A 19,340-nucleotide genomic window follows, 5' to 3' on the forward strand; every position below is an offset into this window, starting at 1 on the left:
TTACTTACTGTATTACTCAGACGAAAGAAATAGCAGGGAAATTATCATTTAAAAAAGAATGTATAACAGTTAGTAAATCAAGAAGGGGGAAACGGGATGGAAATATACATAGAACAATTAAAGAATCAAGACGCTGAAGATTTATTTAATTTTGAACTCACGAACAAATCATTTTTTGAAACAATGGTACCAAGTCGTGGCTCTAATTATTACGTGTATGAATACTTTCAAAAGCAATTTGACGAACTATTAAAAGAACAAACAGAGGGGATTTCTTATTTTCATCTCATACGTAATACAGAAAAAGAAATTGTAGGACGTATAAATTTAGTTGATTTAGATAAGGAAAAACGAATTGGGTCGTTAGGCTACCGAGTTGGAGAGAAGTTTACTAAAAAAGGAGTTGCGGCAGCATCTGTAAAATTGATTTTGGCTCAAGCAAGAGTCTATGAAATTAATGAAATACATGCTAAGACAACAACAAATAACATAGCTTCACAAATTGTATTAGAAAAGAGCGGATTTTCTCGTGAAAAGGAAGCGGATACAACTACTGTAGATTTAAACGGGGAAAACGTAAATTTCGTACATTATATTTGGAGGACTACTAAGGATTAAAAATAATAGGGGGACATGTACATGAAGGATTTACGTTATCCAATAGGCAAATTTACTTATGTAGGCACTATTACAGAAGAAATAATTGATAAATGGATTCAAGAAATTGAGGATTTACCTAATGAATTAGCAAGAGCGATAAAAGATTTAGATCAGAAGCAGTTAGATACACCGTATCGCGTTGGTGGATGGACTGTTCGTCAAGTCGTTCATCATGTTGTTGATAGTCATATGAATAGCTACATACGCTTTAAATTAGCACTGACAGAAAAGAATCCAACTATTAAACCGTACAAAGAAGAAAAATGGGCAGAGCTACCTGACTCAAAATTACCAGTAGATGTTTCACTTGTAATGCTAGATTCATTACATAAAAGATGGGTTAACTTATTATATTCTTTAGAACCGGCAGATTTAGAAAAGACATTTAATCATCCAGAATCAGGAGAAAAAAAACTTGCTGCCGCAATTGGACTATATGCATGGCACGGTCGTCATCATACAGCTCATATTACTTCTTTAAGAGAGCGTTTAAATTGGTAACATTAGAGAAGGCGACAGAAATTGATGCAGAGATTATATTTCAAATGCAAGTAGAATCATTTAGTTCATTATTAGAAAAGTATAAGGACTATGAAACAAATCCGGCAAATGAACTTATTGAAAGAACGATTTCAAGAATCAATAATCTGGACGGTGGATTTTATAAAATTTTCGTAAATACGAATCTTGTCGGAGCGATATGTATATCACGTAAAGAAGAGGCATCTAAATTTTGGATAAGCCCGATGTTTATTATTCCAAACTATCAAGGGAACGGAATTGCTCAAAAAGTATTAATTTTAATTGAGGAGATGTTTCCGGAAATAACGACTTGGGAGCTTGCTACAATTTTAGAGGAAAAACGAAATTGTTTCCTATACGAAAAAATGGGGTATCGAAGAACAGAGTTAAAAAAGAAACTAAATGATAAGGCGACTCTAATTTATTATAAAAAAGAAAGGTAAAGCACAGTTCAAATGCTTTACCTTTTTACATCATTTTAGATTAAATATACAAAAATGTTGTATATTCTTCCAAAGTATTCGGGTTAGTAATTTAGAATTTGAATAAATATGCAAAGAATGAACTATTTTGTCGTATATGTTACTAACGCTTTTTGAATACTTAATATGCTATCATCGCCTTTAAATTCTTTCGTAATTGGCGAGCTCAAACTAGACACCCATATTTTAAGTTCTGCATCTAAATCAAAATGCCCAGCTGTTTCAATACTAAATTGTGTAATACTTTTATAAGGGATAGAATGGTATTCTGTTTTTTTACCAGTTACTCCTTGTTTGTCTACTAAAATAAGACGGCGATTTGTAAATACGATTAAATCACGAATTAATTTATAAGCATGCTCAACTTTCTCATCATCTAGCATAATCTTTTCTAAATCACGTTCAACGCTTTCTGTACTCGCACTTGATGCATTTCCTAAAATACCACTAAATAAACCCATATGAAATTCCTCCTTTATAATATGTGGAATGAGTTTCTTATATTGTACCATGCTATTGGATAAGACATTATGACATTGCTTCAATAGTTTTTTGTTATTGTTGCAATTAATTTATATAACCTCATCCTAAAATCTTGTGCTAACATGTAATTAAGAAAACAGAAGCAGAGGGATTGAGCATGAAGAATATCGGTTTAGTATTAGAAGGCGGCGGAATGAAAGGGTTATATACTGCAGGAGTCCTCGAATATTTTATGGAAAGGGACTTATTCTTTCCGTATGTAGTCGGTGTATCCGCTGGAGCGTGTATGGGAGCAACATATTTGTCACGTCAAAAAGGAAGAAATAAGAAAGTAAATACAGAACTAGTAGTAGATCATCGTTATATATCTTATCGAAATTTAATTAGAAAACGTGAATTGTTTGGAATGGATTTTTTATTTGATGAAGTACCAAACAAAATTGTACCTTTTGATTTTCAAACTTTCCTAAGTTCAAATGAACAGTTTGTAATCGGAACGACAGATTGCGAATCAGGACAGGCAGTTTATTATAATAAAACAGAACATGGAAATGATATTTTGAAAATTATTCGCGCATCAAGCTCTGTGCCATTTATTGCACCTGCTGTAGAATATGATAATCGAAAATTATTAGATGGAGGGATTATAGATCCTATTCCAGTTTTTAAAGCACAAAATGATGGTTATTTAAAAAACGTTGTTATAATGACAAAGCCAGAAGGATACGAGAAGCAGTGTAATAAATTTTCTGGGCTGGCTAAGATTTTATATAGAAGATATCCGAAAATCGCAGAGCATTTAGTAGAACATTATCGTTTTTATAATGAAACTGTATCTTATATGAATCACAACGAACAAAAAGATAATTTTTATGTAATTCAGCCAAGTGCACAGCTTCCTATAAGCGGAATAGAAAGAAATAAAGAAAAGCTCGTTAATTTATATAATCTTGGGTATAAGGATGCTCATAATCATTATGAAAACTTATTGAATTGGATGGAAAAATAAAGGGGGGAACGTTGGTATTAGGAAAAAAGGTTATTTTTAATGAATTGCAGAAAATGCATAGTCCACTGCATAAACCGTTTCCGTATTGTGATACACGAAAATTGCAGCAAGACTTAAAAAGTAAATTTACAGAAGATGACGTGATAAATGCTGATTTTAATCATTATTGGATGCATACGGCAGGAACTTTAAGTTCTGTACTAAATGAAAACGAAGAGAATATTACGTTTCAGCAAATAAAGTGGCTACGAAAATCGTTTTTCGAATGGTTTCCGCAATATCGTTTTCTTGAAACAGAAATTGTAAGGTATCCTATTTTATATAGAGATTTCATGAATTATGAGAAGGCTCGGAAACTGTTACTTTACTACCTTACTGAATAAAGACGAAAACGCACAGGTTAAATAGCTTGTGCGTTTTTTAGTTCATAAAATATACAACATTATTCACTTGTTTATATAGGAATTCTAATGAGAAGAAAGAAGTACTTATAGAATACTGTAGAGGAGGGAAGCGGAGTTTAGTTTAGCGGTCGTTTTCCTTTAAATCATTATTCATCATGTAAATGTTAAGTGACAAAAAAGTTTTTTAATTCTTATCGGACTATCAGGCAGGTTAGTTAACTTTTGTTCAACAATTGTGTCGGATTCTTGAGAATTATTTTCAAATATTGTTAGTTATTTATGTTAAGATATTCCGAGTGAAATCAGGTTCTTATCGATGTTATAAAGTATCAAGCGAAATAATTCAGAATCGAAGAAGGGACAGTACAAACATGGAAAACGTATCAAATGTAGATAAATTGGAATCAATAAAATCTTTACAATCAACAATCAATAAACTCGAAAATGCCTTGTCACAGATGACTCAGAAAGGCGCAAATACTACCTTAGTAAAGAAACGGCTCAAAGCTGTTTGCATCGGCTTAGCAATGCTAGAAAACGTTTGGAATCAAGGAACCCATCATTACACCCTAGAAAATTTAGCAGAAGCTCGCAATGTCCTTACTGGTTTGCTTCCGTCAATTGAGAGGGCGTATGATAAGTCAAAGGCTGGTAGTCCTCAAAAAACACTTTTAGAAAGAAGAATAAAAGCGTTGGAACTAGCTATTCAAGCAATTGATAATTTTTCTAATAAATAACTGATCTAACTAAATAGAGTAACGGGTGAGTTAGTTCAATAAGAATTAAACAACTTTAAAGAGCCTTATTACAAATAAAATGTAGCAAGGCTCTAATTACAGTAAGTTTAAAACATATTCTTTCTATAGTTCAAATTTAAATAATACACGTAAGATTCATCTTTATACACCACATCATTATTCTCACACTTCACACCTTCAAGAACTTCTTATTACATCGGCTAATCAATATACATTTCATCTTCAATTTTATATGACAGCAGGATACCTTGAAAGTGAACCTCTTTTAACGGCGAATAGAATCTTGTATGGAGTTTCAAAAGAAAAAAGACACCAAACCACTTATGAAGAGTTTCAAGATGGTCACGATGGCATTTGGTGGCGTAAACAGCTGCTTGATGGATTGAGAGTATTAAAACATTCAAAAACAACACTATAAAATGAAAAGAGGAATGAATCTATGAATCAAGATGAGCTAGATAAAAAGCTAAAAAAACAAGAAATTTTAGTGAAAGATGAGAAAGTTTGGTCCGTTACGTATGAGGATCATATTAGTTCTATCGTTAAACAGGCAGAAAAGACAGGTGCTTTTAATGATTTACCTGGCAAAGGGAAACCTCTTAATCTTGATAAAGACCTTTCATACAATCCTGAAAAGCAGCTTTATAGAACTTTGAAAAATAATCATGTTTTGCCTAGGTGGATTGAGCTTTCAAAGGAAATTGATAATTTAAAAGAAAAATTAAAAGAACAAACGGATACTGCAGAAGCAGCTAAGTTAATTACAACTATTAATAAAAAGATCTCAGAACATAATTTACTTTGTCCGCCAAGCGCGCAAAAAATGAGGGTGAAAACGGAATTTTAGCTTTTTTTAATGAAACCACCTTTTGCAATATAATCGAGGTAGGCATTTATTATTTATCTTTAAAGGGAGGCAGAAGAAATGAAGAATACGTATCAGCTTAAGATACCAACAGAACTAGAGCAGTATCAAAGTATTTTAGAAGAAAGTGTGAAACCTTATATTAAAGTGTTTGGAACTCAAGCAGAAACAACGCTTTTTGAGAGTAAGTTTGGTGGGTATCCGTATTTACCTATAAATGATGAGCATCCAAAAGACTCACATGGACAACCTATGATGCTACTTGCGCAGTTAAACTTTCAAGAAATACCTCATATTGAATTCATGCCAAATAAGGGACTACTACAATTATTTATTAGTGCAGAAGATGAACTTTTCGGAGCAGACTTTGATCAGCCAACTATACAAAAGGATTTTCGTATTATTTATCATCCTGAAATAACGCAAGATTTAACCAAAATTGTCACTGATTTTAGTTATTTAAACACTTTAAATTTAGAGGATTTTATCATACCTGAAGCAGCTAAACTAACATTTGAATTAGGTTATCAACCTGTAACAACAAGAGACTATCGATTTGAAGAGATATTTAAAGATAAAATTGATTTAGAAGAAGAAATTATTGATGGTGAAAATGAAATAGAGCGAGGTGAACTGTACGATGACTATTTCGAGGGTCAAGGGCATAAAATTGGTGGGTATCCGTTTTTTACACAGACAGATCCACGAGAATGGGAAGAAAAGTATCGAGAACATAATGTTTTGTTATTACAAATCGATACGGATGATACTTTAAATATTATGTGGGGAGATTCCGGTGTTGCTAATTTCTTTATACGTATGGAAGACTTAGTGAATTTGGATTTTTCTAATGTAATTTACAATTGGGATTGCTATTAAAATAACAATTTAGAGCATTGCTTATGTTTAAATAAGGAAGAGGACCCAATTTGTTGGTGTATACATGTTTAAGTGCTAAAAAATCTTCCTAACAGTTAGGAAGATTTTTGTTTTAAGAATATTTAATTATGTTAACTAAATTAAAAGATAGCAATCGTAATAAAAGTCAAGTGATGATATGAAATAAATAAAAATAATGTAGCAAATTATATATGTAGCTAAAAATGATAAATCAATCAGTGGAAAATTTATTAGCAATAAAAGCACTTAAACGAATTTAAATTTTTGTTTTAAATATATCGTTACGTAAAATTTTTTTGTGTTTGTAAATAGAACGATTCATGAATTTTAAATTCGAATTTGTTATGAACGGATTAAATATAAATTTAGTGATAAAAACGTAAAAAATCATTTAAGTTTGAGTTAGTATAAATCTCATTGAAAATCTCTATTCCGTCTCATTAAGTATAGTTTACTTGGTTTTTGATACCGAGAAACACTTACTCTATGCAACTTTGTATAATATATATTATGTTAACTAGTAAAAAGTAATAAACTTATTATATATTAGTTTTAGTTGTTAGTCTCCCCTTTTTAATTGGGTTAATAATATGTTATAGATTGTGTGGTTATTTGTTTTTTTAAGTTGTTTTAAGTTATTTATGTTGTGTTCTTGATAAGAATGTTTCCGTGTATAATTTATATTTTAGTTAATAAAAAATGCAATTCGTTTAAAGTGAACGAATTGCGTTGATATGATTAAGAATAAGTTTTTTAAAATTAGTTTGCTACAGTAATTGCTTCGATTTCGATTAATAATTTATCGTTAATCAATTTGTTAACTTCTACAGCTGAACTTGCTGGTGGATTGTTTGTGTTGATGTATTGATCTCGAATATCTCTAACAATGGCCATCTGTGAAATGTCTGTTAAGAAAATGTAAATTTTACTACATCATTAAAAATTACATTTTGAAGTTTCTAATGCAATTTTAATATTATCAAATACTTGTCGCGTTTGTTTGGCTAAATCACCAATTCCAACTATGTGACCATCAGCATTAATCGCTACTTGTCCAGATATGTAAATTATGCGTTTAGCATTATTGACCTCGACTATGTGCGAATATCCGAAAGGTGCTGGCATATTTTCTGGATTGATAAATTTATTTTGCAAGGTGCCTCTCCCCTTTTTATATCGTATTTTCTTCATGTTCAATTTTAGATGACTATCTATTTTACAAATGATTTTTCACATATCCTTCTGCTACATATGTGAAGTTATAATATGCTGCTTATATTTATAAAATTAGGTATTTAGCGTATTTAATAGATTATATATGTTTCATTTTCTTGAGTGCTGATTCTAATTATGCCTTGTTTTATTAATTCTTCAGTTACTTTTGTACAGAAAAAGTGATACCACCAAATAAAAAATTCTTCGTAAGTTATTTCTTTTGAGTATCTGCTGTTTGCAAAGTATTCTTTTAAAGGTTTCTCATTTTCTTTACATAATAAGATCAAATCTTCACTGATCGTGTTCGCGATTTCGCTGAGTATAGATAAGTCTGCAGCTTTAAACACTGGGATAATTGATTGTGAATTTTTATATAAGCCTAATTTTTCGTATAATACATTTAAATTTAAGTCTACTTGTCTATCTGCTGCTACAAAATTTTCAACTAATTGCTTTTTCATATAATTAATATCGGTAATAGCATCGTGAAAATATTCTTTAAACGTTTCTTTATTCGCAGTTATTAAATTCAAAGTTGTATATCGAGTGTTTCCATAAAGTCCAATTTGATATTCTTCTAAATCCAAATACGTATTACCATACATTCCAAAGGCCTCTTTGTCTGTTTGTTCTTGTTCTTGAATCGCATAATAATATCTTTTATTGTTTCTCAAAGGCCGTTCTGTTTCTAAATAGTTTTCTTCAATGTTAATTATTTGTCCAAAATCTAATAACACACCGCTATAAAGTAAAAGACTATACGATTCTTTAGATAAATGATTAAATGTCTCGATTCTTTTGGAAATAGCATCAATTTGATTATAATACTTCTCAATTATGTTAAGTGTAGGTTTAATTAGAGGCTCACATAGGTTATACAGCTTTTCTCCTTCATTAGCTGTTATAACCATACACGTTGGATAGTAACTCCCTTCTGTCTTTTTCAATAAACCTTCTAGTTCTAGTGCATGCATTTGTTTTTCGAATTCCTCGTCAGTCCAATTTAGCTTCATTTTTATAGCATTTGATTCTATGCCCAGATGGAGCATTACAAGTAAATGTTGAAGATTTGTTCCACTTATTTTTATAGATGGAGAGTTGTCTCCAGATGAAATCATTTTAGTCTCATAATCTGTTTGTAGTATTTTCTCTGGAGTATTATTAACAAGCATTTATCATTTTTTATCCAGCTTTTAAATGTTAATTCATTAATATTTATATTTGAACATGCGGTAGTAATACATTGGTTTTTCTCATAATCTTTAAGGAAGTTTTCTTTTCTTTGCATAACTGCAGCTTGAGTTCTTTTTAATTTTCGATCTTGTAATTGTTCTAAACTTACATGTTCTTTATGAAATGTTTCATATTTTCTATGCAAATATATATCTTTGTCTTTATAAATCCAATTTGCAAAAAGCTGAATTGGTTTTCTCCCAGTCAGCATGACACGATAATGTGTATTTTGATTTAAAAGGTTAGAATTTAAGTTGTAATTTTGCAGAACTTGGTTTAAAGAATTCATAAAGTTATATGATCCTCTTACAAAACTTACTGTATAAGTTTTGTAATTAACGTAACCATCCCCATCAAAATACCCTCGAATAAAATGATGCAGATATTCTTCTGGTACGAATGGAAATTCTACAGTAAATGATTTACACGGCTTGATTCCGTGGATATTCATAAGATCTTCTTTAATTGTTTTACTATTGAGGTTTAACATATATACGCCTGTTTTTTTGTTTTGATAAAGTGGCTGGTTTGTGTTTAGTTCTTTTTTTATATCGTTTAGAATGTCACTTTCTTTTTGCGAGATACTGACGCATTGATTTTCTTTTGGTATAACACCGTCTGCTGTTATAAATCCTAAAATATAAGCCATGTTATTTGACCAAGTTTTAAAATAATCTTCTTTTAAGTCATACTTTCTCTTCCAGCTACCTATAGCTCGTCTGGACACGTTTTTTTCTTTTAAAACCATACGAATATATCCAGCGGACACATTGGCAAGTAAGGCAATTTCTGAGGTGCTCTCCCCTTCTGTATACAGATGAATTATTTCAGATTTTGATAGTTTACATTTTGACTTCTTTTTTCTTTTTTCATGCATGTAAAGACTCTCCTTCTATTGAGTAATTAGAAATTAGATGAATATCTGCTTCTTAAACATATAACGAAACGTATGTTCTTTGTTGTTTATGAGAAAGAATTTACTTAAACAAAACAATTTACAAATACAATAGTATTAGTTTTAGCTGCTGCTAAATGAATTTTATTTTATATATACAAATAATGAATTTGACGAATTTATGAAATGTACTGCATTTAAGATGAAAGGTAAAATAATATAGTTTAAACTACAAATAGCTACAATAACAACATACGTATATTGTTAAACGTAAAAAGGAGAACTAATGAAAAAGAAATATATAAATCAAATTCATACTGATGTAAGTTTTAAACCGAAAGATATTATAGGTTTAATGACTGATTACTTTAAAGTGAAAACAAAGCTGCGTCCTATAAAGAATTTACCTATTGTTTTATCGAATAAAGATAATGAGTCTGTAGAGAGTGTTACATGGTTTGGTCATTCTGCTTCTCTTTTAAAAATAGAAGGTAAAAAACTATTATTAGATCCTATGTTTGGCGATGCCTCTTCCCCATTTCCTGTTTTTAATAGTAAGCGGTATAGTGGCGCGTTTTCTTTAGAACGTGAAGACCTTCAAGAAATTGATGCGATTATCATTTCTCATAATCACTACGATCATTTAAATTACAAAAGTATTATGCAATTAAAAGATCGTGCAAAGCACTTTTATGTTCCGACTGGAGTTGCACGTTATCTTATTAAATGGGGTGTTTCACCTAATAAAATTAGTGAGCATAATTGGTGGGATGAAATTGCGTTTGATAATATTAAATTAGTTTGTACACCTGCAAGGCATTTCTCAGGACGTAGTATGACAGATAGAGATAGTTCGTTATGGTGTTCATGGGTTATCCTTGGTCAAGAAACGAAAGTCTTCTTTAGTGGCGATAGTGGCTATGCTCCTCACTTTAAGGAAATTGGTGATAAATATGGTCCATTCGATCTTACTTTAATGGAATGCGGGCAATACGATACGAGATGGTCTGCTATTCATATGTTGCCCGAAGAAACAGTTAAAGCTCATATAGACGTTAAAGGAGAATTGCTCGTTCCTATCCATTGGGGTGCTTTTACTTTAGCGTTACATGAATGGAGCGATCCTATTGAAAGAGTTACGAAAGAAGCAAGTCGATTAGGAGTGAAAATTACAACGCCACAAATTGGTGAATCTATTACGTTAAAATCTGAAGATTATCCTACGTCTATTTGGTGGCGAGAGGTCTAATCAAAGTAAAAAGCGAACCTCCTATACAAGACTGGTTCGCTTTTTACTTATGTACTTATAATAAAGTATCCTTTACAAACTGCTCAAACTTCACACGTGATGTTTCAATTTGATTTGTTTTCCACATAATGAATTTCTCCTCTAAATTATGAATTCATTGCTGTGTTTTCTAGACTGTTTCTCTCACATTAAATGACAAATTCTTTTTCTTTCATTTCTCTTCTCTTAATAGGCTCTAACTGGCGATATAAGATGTACTGCTGCAGATTGTTCACCTGCTTCAATTAATATCGGTCTCATAGAACCACCAAAACTTAAAGTAACTGTTTCTTCTTTCATTGCTTTTAAAGCGTCAACCATAAAACGTCCATCAAAAGAGATATTTAATTGCTTCTCTCCATGAATCGCATCTATTTGTTGTGTTTCGGATATCTTACCGACCTGAGAAGCGTTAGAAGAGATTTGTATTGTGGATTCGTCGATGATTTCTAAATTTACGTTGTTATTCGCCCATTCACTTGCTAATAAACTAGATCGATCTACACCTTGTAAAATCTTTTTTCTATCTATGTTAATTACCGTTTGAAATTCATTTGGTATTAGGCTAGATATATTAGGGTATTTCCCTTCAATTAACCTTGAATACAACGTAATTGTACCGAATTTAAAAATAATGTGACTTTCTGAAAGATATATGTATACAAAGTTTGAATTGTTGTTCATTAATTTTAGAAGTTCACTAATAGTTGAACTTGGTATAATGCAATTTGCTTTCGCATGAGATGAAATTAATATTTCACGTAAAGCCAGTCTATGCGAATCAGTCGCAGCGCAAATTAATTTATTATGCTCAAAAACGATATGTATGCCAGTAAGAACCGGTCTAGATTCATTTTTAGCAGCTGCAAAAGCAGTTTGTTTAAATACTTCAATCAACTGTTCTGTTTCTACTTGTATTTCTGTATGTTCGTCTAAAAATGGTACATTAGGAAACTCATTCGCCGAGAAGCCATTTAAGTTTAAAGTAATTTCATCAGATTGAATTGTAATCAACTGCTCATTCATACTTTTTATTAAAATCTCAATTGGCATTTTCTTAATAATTTCAATGAAATACTTTGCCGGTACAACAATACTCCCTTCTTTTAAAATAGTTGCAATTTGTTCGTCTTCAATTGAAATAGGTATAAATCTTTCAATGAAAATATTCGAATTGCTTGCGATTAAAGTAATTCCAGATTGATCTGCTGTTATTTTTATTCCGGATAATATAGGAATTAAAGTTTTTGTTGAGATAGCTTTACTTACTTCTGAAAGAGCTTGTGTAAATTGTTTGTGATTAACGATAAACTCCATTTTTCCCCCGCCTTAAATGAAATAATATCTTTATGAAGATTGATGAATAATAGTGCCATTAAAAATATAAGGAACTTTTTCTTTCTTTTGTAAAAGGCCTTTTAAGTGTTCTGGTATACGTAAATAAGGTTCTGCTTTATACAATTCCATCCAAGTTATTTCTTCGATTTCTTTTGGCCGTGATATGCAGATTTCCCCTCCTATTATTTCTCCTGAAAAATTAAAGAAGATTGCATGATGTCCTCTCTCCTCGAAAAAAGCTTCACTAATGGAACAAATTCCTTTTACGGATATATCTAGTCCCGTTTCTTCTTTCACTTCCCGAATGACTGCCTCTTCTAACGTTTCCCCGAATTTAACTGAGCCACCTGGTAATGTATAATAAGAGCCGTTTTTCCCTTTGTTTTTTACCATTAAAATCTTTTCGTTAGTTTTGTCGTACAAAAGTGCATATGTAACATTAACTTTTTTCATATTTATCTCCCCTAATAATAGGGATTTTCTGTCTCTATTTCAATCTACCAGATACATACAAATTAAAAAGAACGTATTTTGAAAAGATTATTCAAAGTACGCTCTTTTATTTGAGGGATTTTATAAACTAACATTAATGAATTCTATGCATTTTATAACCTTTTTTCTAAATAGTAACGATTGTGTCCTTTTGGATGATCTTCACTTATTCCAATTACTTTATATCCATGCTTTTTATAAAAATCAGGTGCTTGAAAGCTAAAAGTATCTAAGTTGATTAGCCTACATTCTTTTTCAATTGCAAATTCTTCAATAAGATTCATTAATTTGCTTCCGTAACCTCCGTGTCTATATTCTTCAGAAACCCATAGGAAATCAACATGTACATGGTGCCAAAATGTGATTGCCGTTATCCCTCCTACTATTTCTTCTTTTTCATTTTTTACTATAAAACTAACCTTTTCTGAAGGTGTTTTTTCTTCATTCGAAAGTTGTTTTTGGTTATATTCAATTACTTTTTCTCTTATGTAATCACTATCTTCTTGTACCCATTGCTTTACTATTTTCATTTTAAGTATCACGCTCCTTTTATTGTATCAATTCAATTTAATAATCGAATTGTCCTGTCTTTTTTTATAGTAGGTTATGTAATAAATAAAAGGACAAAATTAAATACTTTGAGTGGAATCCATTTTTTATACAATATTTTGTAATGAAAAAAGAGTCCTATCATAAGGACTCTTTTTTTAGCATTAAGCTATTTTTCGATTTAATTGTTTTATTTCCTTCTTCTTTTTTGCATTTGGAGGCCGGATTAATATAGAGATAACGAATGATATAATACTTAAAACACCGATTGTAATGAAAGTTGGCTGAAATCCGCCGAGTAGTGCTCCGATAAATGATCCTGCGAGTGCACCAAATCCGAAGCCTTGGTAAACAATTCCGTAGTTCGTACTATGGTTTTTTAATCCGAAGAAATCCCCGACGATGGCTGGGAATATAGTGATGTTACCACCAAAACAAAAAGCAACACTTGCTACACAGGCAAAATAAATACCGTAATTCAATGGAATAAAACTTAAAGTGAAAACGGACAATCCAATAATAATAAATGTTGCAGATACGATTTTTAATCTACCTATTTTATCCGATAACGTTCCGAGAATAATTCTCCCCACTGTATTAAAGACGGCAATCATTGCGACGGCATTAGCTGCGGTTGCTGCACTAAGACCAACGAGCTGCACCCCAATGTCTTTTACCATTCCGATTAAATACAAACCACCCATACATGATGTGAACAGCATAAAAAATAAGAGATATACTTGTTTCGTTCGCATCATTTCACGCGGAGTATAGTCATTGTGTAATGTTTCAGTTACGGTGTTACTTACATTTGCTTCGCGTAAGAAGAACGATCCGATTAATACTAAAAGTAAGACGATAATACCCCAATATAAAAATGCTTGTGATACACCAAGACTATTAATAAGATTCCCGTTTATATATCTAAAGATTAAGCTACCCATTCCGTATGCTGAAACAGATATGCCAGAAATGAGCCCTTTACGATTCGGAAACCATTTAATTAAATTAGATAGTGATGTAATATACGCAGTTCCATCTGCATAACCGACAACAACACCAGCTAATAAATAAAGTAATGGTAATGATGAAACTTGTGAACTGAGTATTAAACCGAGTCCTAGAACAATACCTGCAGTAGCAATAAGTTTACGAAGTCCTAATTTTTGTTGTAGCTTTGCTGCAAATAGTGTTGAAAATGATAAAGAAAAACTCGTAATAGAGAAAGTGATTGCGACTGAATTAAGGTTCCATCCAAACTTACTTACAAGGGGCTGATTAAATAAACTCCATGTATAAATTGTTCCTAGGCCAATTTGAACAATGATTGTACCTAGAACAATTAATAGCGGATTTATTGATTTTTGTTTCATACTAACTGTCCTCTTCTTTTTTCATGACATGAATTTTCTCAGTTAGTATATCCATGATAAATTGCAAGATACTGTACGGAAAATGGAAATTAAGTTAGTTTACACAAAAAGACACGTCATAAAGAAGTGCCTTTTTGTAGGTTATATACAGCATTTAAAGAAAGCTTTGTTAAGATAAGACATTTTCGAATGCTTATGTACATATGTTATCAAATAATTTGCTGAAAGTGATGAGACTTAAGACGTATTTTTCTTTCGTAAATAAGTCGGAGAGAAAATTAATATTCAATTTCCTCGAAATCTTTCGGTTGCGGTACAGTTTGCATATTAGCTGCATCTTTTGGATCGCTATAAATCGCATTTTGTTCCATATTTACATCTTTTATATTTTGCTTTTTATTGTTGTTCACTTCTTTCTTCATTAAACCTCACTCCTTTACGTTATAGGAGTAGTTATGCCCTAATCGTATTATTTTTACTGCTGCTAAATGTATCAGCGACTAAATTACTAAATTCACGTAAATAATATAAATAATTCTCCCCGCCATAGTTATATCTTTTGTTGTACATTTTTGCGACGACAACATTATGTTCTGGAATCACTAATATGGTTGGTCCTGTAATTCCTAATATTTGATAAGAACCTTTAGGAACTCGTTCACCAAGCTCACTAAATAAGGCAGGTTCATTTTGAACAAACCAAAACAACCCGTTTTGTGGCAGTTCTTTATTTATATATTTTGGACTCTGCAAACTCGTAGCAATTTCTATAACTTCTTTTGGCACAATTTGTTTACCATTTATGACACCTTGATTTAAATGAAGGTTTCCCCAATAAGCAAATTCCCTAGCAGAGACAAAAAGGTTTTTTTCCGTACCATCATCTACTGTGCCAATACTACATATCGCGTCCGTGTTTGGATTTACAATAACATTAACTAAATTATCATCTTGCTGTATCCTCCATCCTGTTTCTTTGAAGTTAGATGGCTTAAATACACGCTCCTTTAACAGTTCAGGAAAACTTTTATTATAAAGCTGATAAATAAGACGTGTAATCATTCTTACATTAATATCTCTATACGCCCAAGCTTGTCCAGGTTCAAATTCACGATAAATTGTTCCATCATCATTTTCATTTAAACCGTGCGAATGGGTTACTAAATGTCTTATCGTTGTTTTACCGAGTAACGAAGGATTATAGTCTTTACAATAAATTACTGCTTCGTCATCTAGAGATTTTATTTTCCCCTCATAAAGTGCATAAGCTACCATTAGTCCTAAATAACTTTTTCTAGCGGAAGCGACATTGAACTGTGAAGTTGCTGTTATCTTTTTACTATTCAATGTGTTTGAATGCTTTCCACTATAATGCTCTAATACAATTTTGTTATCTTTCATAATACAAAGTGCTGCTGCAGAACTTTGATTTGTCTCTTTAATGCTTTCTACCCATGAAATCAACTTCTCAAATGTGTACAAATGAACATCCCCCTAAAGCGTATAAGCATGACAATATGAAAGAAAAGCGTCAATACTATTTAATCTTGTATCTGCACTTTTCTTTCATGTAAAATATTATTGATTTGTAATACTTAAATAATCCACCAGCTCCAGCAATTAGAGCAGCTGAAACAACCGACACAACCAACACAGCCTACACAACCGCCACAACGTCCGCCGCCACAACCACCACAGCGACCACCACAGCGACCACCACAACCACCACAACGTCCGCCGCAGCCGCCGCAACGACGTGCATCATCTTGGATGTAATAATATGGATATTGATTTTGTTGCTGATCCCAATACACAATATTACCAGGTTGATAAGCATTAAGGTTTAATGATTGTAGTTCTTGTTGAAACTCATTCATTACGAACCCCTCCATTTATAAATATAAATTCCGTCCAAAATTTTAAGTATATTTATTTCCTAAAATAAAGTAGAAACAAGGCTATAGACTAAATGCGTACATCAACAAAATATGACTTTACATTAGGTGATGTACCTTGTTTTTGAGCCTATTTTCTTTATATCTTTTCGGTGGACGTATTTACTATAAATAGAGCGACTTAAAGATTACTAATCCAACAATTTAGTAGTTCATCACTTAATCTTCTTTCAAGTAAGTCTTTAACTGAAGGCATTGGCATGATTTTATAAGTATTTAATGCCTCTTTACTATAATCTATCCAATGAAATGCTAAATGAGATTCTCTAGACTTTGGTGTTAAATCAGTATGTAATTCTTGTGAATCTACTTCAAAAATGTGGTTGATTTCATGATGAAGCGTTTCTTTGTCTTGCCATTGATTTTCTATGACTCCTAAAAATTGTTTTATACTGCAATTTACTCCAAGCTCTTCTCTTAGTTCTCTTATTAATGCATTCTCTGCTGATTCACCAACTTCAACATGACCTCCAGGTAAAAAATAGTGATGTCCTATGTATTCAGCAACTAGCAATTTTTCATCTTTAATCATAACAGCTCGTACAATGTGATGGAATTTACTGTTCAATTGATATTCCTCCTAGTTATTTACTTTAAACTTGATTAAAATAGTCATTTATCTTATTTAAAGTTAAATAAATAAACGATACACTTGTTCACCGTCATAATCATGTCCTAATGGCTGAAAACCGTACCGTTCATATAGTTTTTTTGCAGAAACATTCTCTTTATGTACAGTTAATCTAATTTCTTTACACTCTTTAAATCTATTTTTTATTAAATTAATGATTTCTCGCAATGCTGCTTTGCCGTACCCTTTTCCTTGCTGCTTTTTATCAATGATAAATCCATTTATCCAATACATGTCTGTTGTCTCCTGTACAAAAGCGTGCATAATAAAACCAACTATAAGATCACGATCATATATAGCGAAGGGAATATATTCAACGTTTTCACCATCTGGTTTTATGTATACTTTAGCAAGAGATACTGCCACCGCCGGGACAAATGTTGTTTGGTTTTCTTTAACTTGTAAGTTTAATGCCTCTTCCCAATTTTCTCTCGTAACAACTTTTAATTGGATATTCAAGATTTTAAGCTCCTTTATAAAGAGAATGTATTTTTATATTCAACGGAGTGAAATAAATCCCTTTTTCGACATCAACTTATAACATGATTTTCATAAAATCCTGGATAAATTTTTCCTCATCTAATTGTAACGCTATACGAGCCCCTTCAGATTTAGAGTGTGGGCGAAAATCAGCAAAAGTTTGTCCCTTCGTTTCACCGCATATATCCACGGTCACTTTTCGGGATGTATAATTTAAAAATGTAGGATTCACCAAACCGCTAATAGCAAGTACATCGTGTAATAATGGCCCTTCAATAGATGGATTGAGTTTTTGGTATGCTGATAAATAATAATCGTACAGGGGTTTCATAATCGGCTTAAATGGATTTTTTGTATTAGCTAAAATATAAGTAAATACATTTGGGGTTAAAACTGTTTTATTTGTTACATTTAAAGGGAATAACGTTATATTTTTAGCTTGCTGAAATACAATTTGACTTGCTATAGGATCTCCGTACACGTTTGCCTCTGCTAATGGAGTAACATTCCCTGCTTCTAAAAAGACACCACCCATAAAATAAATTCCTTTTACATTTAACATCAAATCGTTCCATAAATTAAAAGCAATTGCTAACGAGGTAGATCTTCCTACATCGACAATTGTTAAATCTTCTCCATACTTTACAAGAATCGCAGCAATACTACCAAAATTGTATATCGGAATAGATAACACACTTTCCGGTACATGTATGGGTCCTAATCCTTCTGGTCCATGAATTTCAGGGTAATACGTTGTAATTTCATTTGTAAGTGGCTTTGTCGCCCCGCTAATTACAGGAATATCTTGTCTGTTTGCTAACTGTAAAATATAAGTTGCATTATGAGCGGCATGTATATGTTCAACATTTCCATATCCAGTTACGATACCAACAATTTCAATTTCAGGATGTAGTAATCCGTACATAATTGCAAATGAATCATCAATACCTGGGTCTCCGAAAAATAAAACTTTCTTCAAGAAACGTTCCCCTTTCATAGGTAAGATAATTATGTATATGTGGAAAAAATTTAAATCTATACAATTCTAAGCAAGTATTAATGGTGAGTAGTGTGTCGATAAAAAAGAACTTATACTAGTTCTTATTCTGGTAATCATCTAACAGTATAATTAAATTCCGTACAAATGCTGGACTAGTGCAGATTAATATAGATATTTTCCGTTATATCTATATTAAAAACCCCATATTAGTTCAATATTGTGCAACTACTCGCAGAGGTGTCTTACCATATTTTTTCGCTCCCAATTTGCTTATAATTATCTTTTTTAAATGTTAAATGAGCAATCACAACTCCAAGTATAGTAATTATCCCTCCAATTATCGAAACAAAGGTTGGCACCTCACCTAACCATACCCAAGCAATAAAGCATGCAGTTACTGGTGTTAAATATAGAGAACTTGTTGCCTCAGATGCACCGGCATGGGATGTAATATATGCTAATGCAATATACGGAAGGACTGTTGGGAACACACCTAAATATATAACGCTCAAAGTAACCTCAATAGGAGCTGCTACGATTTCTTGATAAGTGGTGGATTTTTTATATGGCTAACGGTTGTACCTAACATTCCAATGAAAAAACTGTTTTCAGAGGCACTATCAAAGGGAGTTCTTTTAAACCCAGGACGTATTTATGAAGAAGAATCGGATCAGTGCATACGCTTATCGTATGGATATGCTTCTCCTGAACAAATTACTCAAGGTATTTATATATTAAGTAATTTGATTCGTAAGTTAATGGCATAATAAAAATCCTCTTTTATATAAAGAGGATTTTTTTGTGTACC

General features: G+C 31.9%; 22 protein-coding genes and 3 pseudogenes. 10 read left to right on the forward strand and 15 right to left on the reverse strand.

Annotated features, from left to right (window positions below; translation table 11 throughout):
• The first annotated feature begins 96 nt into the window (after positions 1 to 96).
• Genes CQZ94_RS07035 through CQZ94_RS07045 form a run of 3 tightly spaced genes read left to right on the forward strand, consistent with a single transcriptional unit; the run spans position 97 to position 1,625 of the window.
• Positions 97 to 618 carry a GNAT family N-acetyltransferase gene (locus CQZ94_RS07035; RefSeq protein WP_105584791.1) on the forward strand — a complete coding sequence of 174 codons (522 nt, stop codon included), beginning with the start codon at positions 97 to 99 and terminating at the stop codon, positions 616 to 618.
• 21 nt (positions 619 to 639) lie between these two features.
• A complete protein-coding gene (locus tag CQZ94_RS07040) occupies positions 640 to 1,161 on the forward strand; it encodes a YfiT family bacillithiol transferase (protein WP_105584792.1) in 522 nt (173 codons plus the stop codon).
• Positions 1,101 to 1,625, forward strand: coding sequence for a GNAT family N-acetyltransferase (locus CQZ94_RS07045; protein ID WP_105584793.1), 525 nt, complete (start codon positions 1,101 to 1,103; stop codon positions 1,623 to 1,625). Before CQZ94_RS07040 ends, CQZ94_RS07045 begins: the two co-directional genes overlap by 61 nt.
• Before the next feature lie 122 nt (positions 1,626 to 1,747).
• On the opposite strand, the gene CQZ94_RS07050 is transcribed toward CQZ94_RS07045, so the two are convergent.
• Positions 1,748 to 2,125: a PH domain-containing protein gene (locus CQZ94_RS07050; RefSeq protein ID WP_105584794.1), complete on the reverse strand. Its 378-nt coding sequence runs from the start codon at positions 2,123 to 2,125 to the stop codon at positions 1,748 to 1,750.
• Positions 2,126 to 2,304: 179 nt separating this feature from the next.
• On the opposite strand from CQZ94_RS07050, the gene CQZ94_RS07055 reads away from it, so the two are divergent.
• From CQZ94_RS07055 to CQZ94_RS07080, 5 genes are all read left to right on the forward strand, one after another.
• Positions 2,305 to 3,156, forward strand: a complete 852-nt coding sequence (locus CQZ94_RS07055) for a patatin-like phospholipase family protein (protein ID WP_105584795.1) — start codon at positions 2,305 to 2,307, stop codon at positions 3,154 to 3,156.
• An 11-nt stretch (positions 3,157 to 3,167) separates the two neighbouring features.
• Entirely contained in the window at positions 3,168 to 3,539 is a 372-nt protein-coding gene (locus CQZ94_RS07060) for a YxiJ-like family protein (RefSeq protein ID WP_105584796.1), read from the forward strand.
• 392 nt (positions 3,540 to 3,931) lie between these two features.
• Entirely contained in the window at positions 3,932 to 4,297 is a 366-nt protein-coding gene (locus tag CQZ94_RS07065) for a hypothetical protein (protein WP_105584797.1), read from the forward strand.
• A 460-nt stretch (positions 4,298 to 4,757) separates the two neighbouring features.
• Positions 4,758 to 5,165, forward strand: coding sequence for a DnaJ family domain-containing protein (locus tag CQZ94_RS07075; RefSeq protein WP_105584798.1), 408 nt, complete (start codon positions 4,758 to 4,760; stop codon positions 5,163 to 5,165).
• Positions 5,166 to 5,243: 78 nt separating this feature from the next.
• Positions 5,244 to 6,062 (forward strand): YwqG family protein, encoded by an 819-nt coding sequence (locus CQZ94_RS07080; RefSeq protein WP_105584799.1) that lies wholly within the window; start codon positions 5,244 to 5,246, stop codon positions 6,060 to 6,062.
• Positions 6,063 to 6,842: 780 nt separating this feature from the next.
• On the opposite strand, the pseudogene CQZ94_RS07085 reads toward CQZ94_RS07080, so the two are convergent.
• The 3 genes and pseudogenes from CQZ94_RS07085 to CQZ94_RS07095 all read right to left on the reverse strand — a co-directional run bounded on the left by CQZ94_RS07085 (position 6,843) and on the right by CQZ94_RS07095 (position 9,408).
• Positions 6,843 to 7,274 (reverse strand): annotated as a pseudogene (locus CQZ94_RS07085) (RidA family protein).
• A 113-nt stretch (positions 7,275 to 7,387) separates the two neighbouring features.
• Positions 7,388 to 8,470, reverse strand: coding sequence for a hypothetical protein (locus CQZ94_RS07090; protein ID WP_105584800.1), 1,083 nt, complete (start codon positions 8,468 to 8,470; stop codon positions 7,388 to 7,390).
• On the reverse strand, positions 8,413 to 9,408 hold the full coding sequence (locus CQZ94_RS07095; RefSeq protein WP_105584801.1) for an LAGLIDADG family homing endonuclease: 996 nt from the start codon (positions 9,406 to 9,408) through the stop codon (positions 8,413 to 8,415). The genes CQZ94_RS07090 and CQZ94_RS07095 overlap by 58 nt, the downstream gene beginning before the upstream one ends.
• 304 nt (positions 9,409 to 9,712) lie before the next feature.
• Here CQZ94_RS07095 and CQZ94_RS07100 point away from each other — a divergent pair, with 304 nt between their 5' ends.
• The gene (locus tag CQZ94_RS07100; RefSeq protein WP_105584802.1) at positions 9,713 to 10,675 is read left to right on the forward strand and encodes an MBL fold metallo-hydrolase; all 963 of its coding nucleotides are present in this window, start codon (positions 9,713 to 9,715) and stop codon (positions 10,673 to 10,675) included.
• Between the two features lie 225 nt (positions 10,676 to 10,900).
• On the opposite strand, the gene dnaN is transcribed toward CQZ94_RS07100, so the two are convergent.
• From dnaN to CQZ94_RS07155, 11 genes and pseudogenes are all read right to left on the reverse strand, one after another.
• Positions 10,901 to 12,031, reverse strand: a complete 1,131-nt coding sequence (dnaN, locus tag CQZ94_RS07105) for a DNA polymerase III subunit beta (RefSeq protein WP_105584803.1) — start codon at positions 12,029 to 12,031, stop codon at positions 10,901 to 10,903.
• A gap of 30 nt (positions 12,032 to 12,061) precedes the next feature.
• Positions 12,062 to 12,505, reverse strand: coding sequence for an NUDIX hydrolase (locus CQZ94_RS07110; RefSeq protein ID WP_105584804.1), 444 nt, complete (start codon positions 12,503 to 12,505; stop codon positions 12,062 to 12,064).
• A gap of 152 nt (positions 12,506 to 12,657) precedes the next feature.
• Complete coding sequence (locus CQZ94_RS07115; protein ID WP_105584805.1) at positions 12,658 to 13,074, reverse strand: GNAT family N-acetyltransferase; 417 nt, start codon at positions 13,072 to 13,074, stop codon at positions 12,658 to 12,660.
• Positions 13,075 to 13,257: 183 nt separating this feature from the next.
• Entirely contained in the window at positions 13,258 to 14,466 is a 1,209-nt protein-coding gene (locus tag CQZ94_RS07120; protein ID WP_105584806.1) for an L-lactate MFS transporter, read from the reverse strand.
• Between the two features lie 278 nt (positions 14,467 to 14,744).
• Positions 14,745 to 14,888, reverse strand: a complete 144-nt coding sequence (locus tag CQZ94_RS31130; RefSeq protein ID WP_105584807.1) for a hypothetical protein — start codon at positions 14,886 to 14,888, stop codon at positions 14,745 to 14,747.
• A 31-nt stretch (positions 14,889 to 14,919) separates the two neighbouring features.
• Positions 14,920 to 15,948 (reverse strand): serine hydrolase domain-containing protein, encoded by a 1,029-nt coding sequence (locus CQZ94_RS07130; protein ID WP_105584808.1) that lies wholly within the window; start codon positions 15,946 to 15,948, stop codon positions 14,920 to 14,922.
• 113 nt (positions 15,949 to 16,061) lie between these two features.
• Complete coding sequence (locus tag CQZ94_RS07135) at positions 16,062 to 16,343, reverse strand: heterocycloanthracin/sonorensin family bacteriocin (protein ID WP_105584809.1); 282 nt, start codon at positions 16,341 to 16,343, stop codon at positions 16,062 to 16,064.
• Between the two features lie 199 nt (positions 16,344 to 16,542).
• On the reverse strand, positions 16,543 to 16,989 hold the full coding sequence (locus tag CQZ94_RS07140) for an NUDIX domain-containing protein (RefSeq protein ID WP_105584810.1): 447 nt from the start codon (positions 16,987 to 16,989) through the stop codon (positions 16,543 to 16,545).
• A 63-nt stretch (positions 16,990 to 17,052) separates the two neighbouring features.
• Positions 17,053 to 17,511, reverse strand: coding sequence for a GNAT family N-acetyltransferase (locus tag CQZ94_RS07145; protein WP_105584811.1), 459 nt, complete (start codon positions 17,509 to 17,511; stop codon positions 17,053 to 17,055).
• A gap of 76 nt (positions 17,512 to 17,587) precedes the next feature.
• Positions 17,588 to 18,511 carry a nucleoside hydrolase gene (locus tag CQZ94_RS07150; protein ID WP_105584812.1) on the reverse strand — a complete coding sequence of 308 codons (924 nt, stop codon included), beginning with the start codon at positions 18,509 to 18,511 and terminating at the stop codon, positions 17,588 to 17,590.
• A 263-nt stretch (positions 18,512 to 18,774) separates the two neighbouring features.
• A pseudogene (locus CQZ94_RS07155) lies at positions 18,775 to 19,080 on the reverse strand (EamA family transporter); the annotation flags it as partial.
• Between CQZ94_RS07155 and CQZ94_RS07160 the strand changes: the two are divergent.
• A pseudogene (locus tag CQZ94_RS07160) lies at positions 19,078 to 19,299 on the forward strand (PLP-dependent aminotransferase family protein); the annotation flags it as partial. The pseudogenes CQZ94_RS07155 and CQZ94_RS07160 overlap by 3 nt on opposite strands.
• Positions 19,300 to 19,340 lie beyond the last annotated feature (41 nt).

Source organism: Bacillus sp. MYb209 (genome assembly GCF_002975175.1).
Lineage (GTDB): Bacteria > Bacillota > Bacilli > Bacillales > Bacillaceae_G > Bacillus_A.

Coding starts and splice junctions, on each gene's coding strand:
- CQZ94_RS31130 (WP_105584807.1), bottom strand. CDS start 14,888: ATGAAGAAAGAAGTGAACAACAATAAAAAGCAAAATATAAAAGATGTA.
- CQZ94_RS07090 (WP_105584800.1), bottom strand. CDS start 8,470: ATGCTTGTTAATAATACTCCAGAGAAAATACTACAAACAGATTATGAG.
- CQZ94_RS07040 (WP_105584792.1), top strand. CDS start 640: ATGAAGGATTTACGTTATCCAATAGGCAAATTTACTTATGTAGGCACT.
- CQZ94_RS07050 (WP_105584794.1), bottom strand. CDS start 2,125: ATGGGTTTATTTAGTGGTATTTTAGGAAATGCATCAAGTGCGAGTACA.
- CQZ94_RS07100 (WP_105584802.1), top strand. CDS start 9,713: ATGAAAAAGAAATATATAAATCAAATTCATACTGATGTAAGTTTTAAA.
- CQZ94_RS07115 (WP_105584805.1), bottom strand. CDS start 13,074: ATGAAAATAGTAAAGCAATGGGTACAAGAAGATAGTGATTACATAAGA.
- CQZ94_RS07065 (WP_105584797.1), top strand. CDS start 3,932: ATGGAAAACGTATCAAATGTAGATAAATTGGAATCAATAAAATCTTTA.
- CQZ94_RS07110 (WP_105584804.1), bottom strand. CDS start 12,505: ATGAAAAAAGTTAATGTTACATATGCACTTTTGTACGACAAAACTAAC.
- CQZ94_RS07055 (WP_105584795.1), top strand. CDS start 2,305: ATGAAGAATATCGGTTTAGTATTAGAAGGCGGCGGAATGAAAGGGTTA.
- CQZ94_RS07035 (WP_105584791.1), top strand. CDS start 97: ATGGAAATATACATAGAACAATTAAAGAATCAAGACGCTGAAGATTTA.
- CQZ94_RS07080 (WP_105584799.1), top strand. CDS start 5,244: ATGAAGAATACGTATCAGCTTAAGATACCAACAGAACTAGAGCAGTAT.
- dnaN (WP_105584803.1), bottom strand. CDS start 12,031: ATGGAGTTTATCGTTAATCACAAACAATTTACACAAGCTCTTTCAGAA.
- CQZ94_RS07075 (WP_105584798.1), top strand. CDS start 4,758: ATGAATCAAGATGAGCTAGATAAAAAGCTAAAAAAACAAGAAATTTTA.
- CQZ94_RS07135 (WP_105584809.1), bottom strand. CDS start 16,343: ATGAATGAGTTTCAACAAGAACTACAATCATTAAACCTTAATGCTTAT.
- CQZ94_RS07095 (WP_105584801.1), bottom strand. CDS start 9,408: ATGCATGAAAAAAGAAAAAAGAAGTCAAAATGTAAACTATCAAAATCT.
- CQZ94_RS07120 (WP_105584806.1), bottom strand. CDS start 14,466: ATGAAACAAAAATCAATAAATCCGCTATTAATTGTTCTAGGTACAATC.
- CQZ94_RS07045 (WP_105584793.1), top strand. CDS start 1,101: ATGGCACGGTCGTCATCATACAGCTCATATTACTTCTTTAAGAGAGCG.